Origin of the sequence: Pseudoalteromonas sp. SR45-1 (assembly GCF_014163655.1) — a bacterium.
Lineage (GTDB): Bacteria > Pseudomonadota > Gammaproteobacteria > Enterobacterales > Alteromonadaceae > Pseudoalteromonas > Pseudoalteromonas distincta.
Genome location: NZ_JACJDR010000044.1, coordinates 1 through 511 on the forward strand (window position 1 = coordinate 1; position 511 = coordinate 511).

The window sequence follows — 511 nt, forward strand, 5'->3', positions numbered from 1 at the left end:
CGTGGTACTGTTGTAACTGGTCGTGTTGAAGCTGGTATCATCCGCATCAATGACGAAGTAGAAATTGTTGGTATCAATGATACAACTCGTTCTACTTGTACTGGTGTTGAAATGTTCCGTAAGCTTCTTGACGAAGGTCGTGCTGGTGAGAACATTGGTGCACTTCTACGTGGTACTAAGCGTGAAGACGTTGAACGTGGTCAAGTACTAGCTAAGCCTGGTTCAATCAACCCACATACTACATTCACTTCAGAAGTATACGTACTTTCTAAAGATGAAGGTGGTCGTCATACTCCATTCTTCAAAGGTTACCGTCCACAGTTCTACTTCCGTACAACTGACGTAACTGGTGACGTACAGTTACCAGAAGGCGTAGAAATGGTAATGCCTGGTGATAACATCAAGATGACAGTAACTCTAATCGCACCAATCGCGATGGATGAAGGTCTTCGTTTTGCTATCCGTGAAGGTGGTCGTACTGTAGGTGCTGGTGTTGTAGCAACTATCGTAG

1 protein-coding gene is annotated in these 511 nt (G+C 44.4%); it reads left to right on the plus strand.

Translation table 11 applies throughout. The features are described from left to right. A partial coding sequence (locus H5089_RS20045; protein ID WP_259395155.1) for an EF-Tu/IF-2/RF-3 family GTPase occupies positions 1-511 on the plus strand: 511 nt, incomplete at both ends.